Genomic DNA, 3555 nt, shown 5'->3' with positions numbered 1-3555 from the left:
CCTCTAGGAAAGGGAACCACCCTTACCGTCGAGACAAGACACAACAGCTGCACGCTTCAGGACACGCTGAGCATGCAAGGCGTTATTCAGAGACTCCCTTGCAGGCAGGAGTCCGGGCCAGTCATCATAGTCGCCCATTTGGCCGATCAACGGGAAAGATACATGGCATTTGTCTGGCAGGTTTTATGCGCCGCGCTGGCGGGGTTGGTGATTGGCTCCTTGCTTGGCCTGGTGGGGTGGCGCTGGTGGCTGGCCAGGCGACATAAAACAGAGCAACGAGTGCAGCAATCCGGTGTGCTGGATAGTCTTGAGGTGCTGTGCAAGGCGCTAGAGCAGCAGCAGGTCGAGGTCAGCGAGGCAGCGATCCGTATCAGCGCACTGCTGGATACCTTGCCCGCGAGCATCTCGCCAAAGGTGGATTTGTCCGATATTCATCAGTTTGCCCAGACGTGCCAGCAATTTGACCGGGGCGAGGCGCGCCATAACCTCACCCCGAAGGCACGCCATGAACAAGATAAATACCGCTGGCAACTGGATGAAGAAAACCGTGAGCGAATTCGTGCCGCCGCTCAGCGACTGGTCACGGTGCTGCCTGACTGGCGATCAGGGCTGGGTATTTCCTCCCCTGACAGGTAGCGGAATTCCGTTAGTTCAATGCGCCCGCGGATAAAGGGATTTTCCTGATGATCCATGCGCACCATGAAGTATTCCAGCTCCCTGGCTGCCCAAAAGCGTGAGCGACGCCCCCGTTCCGGGTAATCCCGTTCCACGCTCACGGTTTGCCACTTCCCGGCAGGGGTTTCCAGAGCCTCGGTCTTCAGCAGGCGGTACTGGTAAGTATCCATGCCATCCGGTTCTGCCACCGCATATTCAAAGTTTGGCTCCGCTCTCGCCATGTTGCAGCGGGCCATCATCGCCACACTGAGGGCATCCAGTGCATTGTCTGCGAGAGCGTAGACCGCCTTGCTGCCGTTGGCCTGACGAGCAATCCAGTCAAAATCAATCTCGCCTTCGCGGTTGATGCCAAATCCTGCACTGGCATGACGATAGTGATGGGGGCGCGCTGTACAGTTATTCCAGTCGAACAGAGCAACTTCTTCATGTCTGAAAAAGCGGTTTTCGGCTCGAAATTGAAGCTGATAACCCTTCTGGTGTGGGGTTAGGGTAATCATGGCATCCATACCCACAGGTATACCATTGACCACAACCCGATAGCGCGCTTGGGCAGGGGGCAGGGCGGCGGGGAATGAGTACCCGGCAGCCACCGTGGATGAGTCGCCGTTTATGACCTGTTGTGCCAGAACTGACTCGCCTGCCATTAGCATCAGGCCGAGAAGCAGCCGGCCAGAACGATAAAGTAAAGTAAGATGCGCCACGTTCCCTGTGATCCCTGACAGCACGATTGGAAAGACTGGATGAATGATAGCACGCTCCATGTTGCCTTTGCGGCACCGGAAAATTTGCACGCCACTATCGAGGGTTTTATCGATGGAGTCCTGGCGTCTCCTGATCAGTGCCACCTGGCGGAGCTTGAGGCCTTGGTTTCGCCCTTTGTTAACGTTCTGTTAGCGACCTTTTTTAAAGGTCCCATTGAAGCATCTGGGGCGTCGGGGAGTGCTGCAAGGTTTATTCTGGGGGCCATGAATGTGATCCAGCGTGCCACGGACACGCTGGTCTCGCGGCTGTTGAAAAATACTACGCAAATGGAACAGCGACGTCTCGCGGAACATTTCTCGACACTGAGAAAATATAATAAAAACAAGCTCTTTGTGGCGTTTCCGCTGACGCCTTCTGAGGCTGAAAAGGCCTCGTTGGTCTTCCAGGCGTTTCTCCACGGCGACGGCGATATGGAGTTGCTATTGGAGGTGATGCAGGTGATAAACGATGGGGCCATTGAGCACTTTATGGACCGTTCGGTAGGTTGCCTGTCGCTTGGTCGTCTCAACCGTGCCCTTGTTTCTGCTGCCCGTGTTACAGTATGTAAAGCGTCGACCTCTGCCACCCATAAGGGCTTGGTCGCAATGGATGCCAACGCCAGGAGGGCGGTGGTCTCATACTTCGATAACATGCTGATACGGTTCGATGATGGATAGCAGGGAAACGCGCGGCGCCAATCGCCGCAAGCTGGCACGCATTAACACGCAAATGCGCATCGATATTTTCCGGCACCGCCTTTTTGGCGGCTGGCGATTCCTTACTCGGGCCAAGGCCCTCGATTACAATCGATATGGCATCGGGCTTACCTCACCGGTTCGGCTGTCGCCCAATACCATCGTCAAGCTCGATCTGTACGCCCCTGGAATGATCCTTCGTCAGGTCTCGGCAGAGGTCGTCAGTTGTCAGCGGGCAGGCCAGGCCTACCGCTTGGGGCTGAGAACATATCAAAGTCTGCGTGACCTGGCTGGCGATGTAGACCAGCACCAGATTCGTTACCTCGCCGGCATGGAAGAGGTGCTTCCCCAGCAGGCGTAACCCGGAAGGGAGATCCGGCAAAGCCGGGCCTATTGGGGAGTGCCGTTCCTTCACTCTGGCAACCCACCTTTCCGTAGGAGCGTCGCTGGCGGCGCGGTTGTCACCGTTATTAATGCTTCAACGCGGGGTTCGGAGAAGTCTGGCAGGTTGGTCGGATTTCAGACGTCCGACCTGGCTGTTTTCCCCGCTACTCCGTGATGAACATAAAAAAGCCCCGGCGTGTGCCGGGGCTTTTGTAAAGGGCTTGCAGGCGTTTAGCTGTCAGTACCGCTGGCAGGCGCCTTCTTGGCGGCCGCCTTTTTCTTGGCGGGTGCCTTTTTAGCCGCTGCTTTCTTCTTGGCAGGGGCTTTCTTCACAGCAGCCTTTTTCTTGGTAGCGGCTTTTTTGGCCGGTGCTTTCTTCGCCGCGGCCTTCTTCTTGGCCGGGGCTTTCTTCGGGCTCACCTTGCGCTCAATTTCCTTGGCGCGTTTTTCCAGATCCTTTTCGTACTGGCCGATAACCCGGGCAAGGCTGTGCGCCTGCTTGGCGGTGGCTTTCAATACCTTCACCTCGGTTTCCAGGATACGCTTGCGAGCCTCGGAGTCATCCACCTGTTTGCGGGCATCGTCGGCGGTCTTGCGGGCGCGGTCCAGCTGACGTTTGACGGTAGCTGTCGCCTTTTCACGGTATTCAGCTTGCAGCGTCTCCAGCTTGTTGAAGTAATCCTTCTGACGCTTCACCTCCTGGTTAAGGCGATCACGAACCTTCTCCAGTTGCTTTTCCAGCTGGGCGATCTGCTTTTCACGTTCCTTGTCAAATCGTTCAGCCAGTTTGCGAATCTGTACCTGAAGCTCTTCGACGGTATCTTTTACCTTGTTAGCAGCCATGGATGACTCCCTCTTCCCCTTCGGATGGAATGAACAGCATTGGCGCTTTTGGCGAACGCCCGAGTGCTGAAGCAACTTTATGCCACATCCTTAAAGTGAACAACCATTGATCAGGTGACTGTCTGACAGGATCGGGTAGAGATGAAGGAAGTTGCCAACAGAATCGGTCAAACTGATACTGGTGGGAATCTCTGACTAACTCCTTGCATGCTCAGCG

5 protein-coding genes are annotated in these 3555 nt (G+C 55.8%); 3 read left to right on the top strand and 2 right to left on the bottom strand.

Going from position 1 to position 3555, the window contains the following annotated elements; translation table 11 throughout:
* Positions 1-162: 162 nt before the first annotated feature.
* On the top strand, positions 163-636 hold the full coding sequence (locus tag Q672_RS30450) for a DUF2489 domain-containing protein (protein ID WP_022986312.1): 474 nt from the start codon (positions 163-165) through the stop codon (positions 634-636).
* Here the strand turns inward: Q672_RS30450 and Q672_RS30445 are convergent.
* Positions 570-1376, bottom strand: a complete 807-nt coding sequence (locus tag Q672_RS30445) for a DUF3108 domain-containing protein (RefSeq protein ID WP_235047206.1) — start codon at positions 1374-1376, stop codon at positions 570-572. The two genes, Q672_RS30450 and Q672_RS30445, sit on opposite strands and share 67 nt — an antisense overlap.
* A 39-nt stretch (positions 1377-1415) precedes the next feature.
* On the opposite strand from Q672_RS30445, the gene Q672_RS30440 reads away from it, so the two are divergent.
* Positions 1416-2093, top strand: coding sequence for a hypothetical protein (locus tag Q672_RS30440; protein WP_022986310.1), 678 nt, complete (start codon positions 1416-1418; stop codon positions 2091-2093).
* Positions 2083-2472: a PilZ domain-containing protein gene (locus Q672_RS30435; RefSeq protein ID WP_235047205.1), complete on the top strand. Its 390-nt coding sequence runs from the start codon at positions 2083-2085 to the stop codon at positions 2470-2472. The genes Q672_RS30440 and Q672_RS30435 overlap by 11 nt, the downstream gene beginning before the upstream one ends.
* 254 nt (positions 2473-2726) lie before the next feature.
* Here Q672_RS30435 and Q672_RS34170 read toward each other — a convergent pair whose 3' ends face one another.
* Positions 2727-3338, bottom strand: coding sequence for a hypothetical protein (locus Q672_RS34170; RefSeq protein ID WP_022986308.1), 612 nt, complete (start codon positions 3336-3338; stop codon positions 2727-2729).
* Positions 3339-3555: the final 217 nt, after the last annotated feature.

Origin of the sequence: Alcanivorax sp. P2S70 (assembly GCF_000475295.1) — a bacterium.
GTDB lineage: Bacteria > Pseudomonadota > Gammaproteobacteria > Pseudomonadales > Alcanivoracaceae > Alcanivorax > Alcanivorax profundi.
This window is presented reverse-complemented; position numbering and strand designations above follow the sequence as displayed.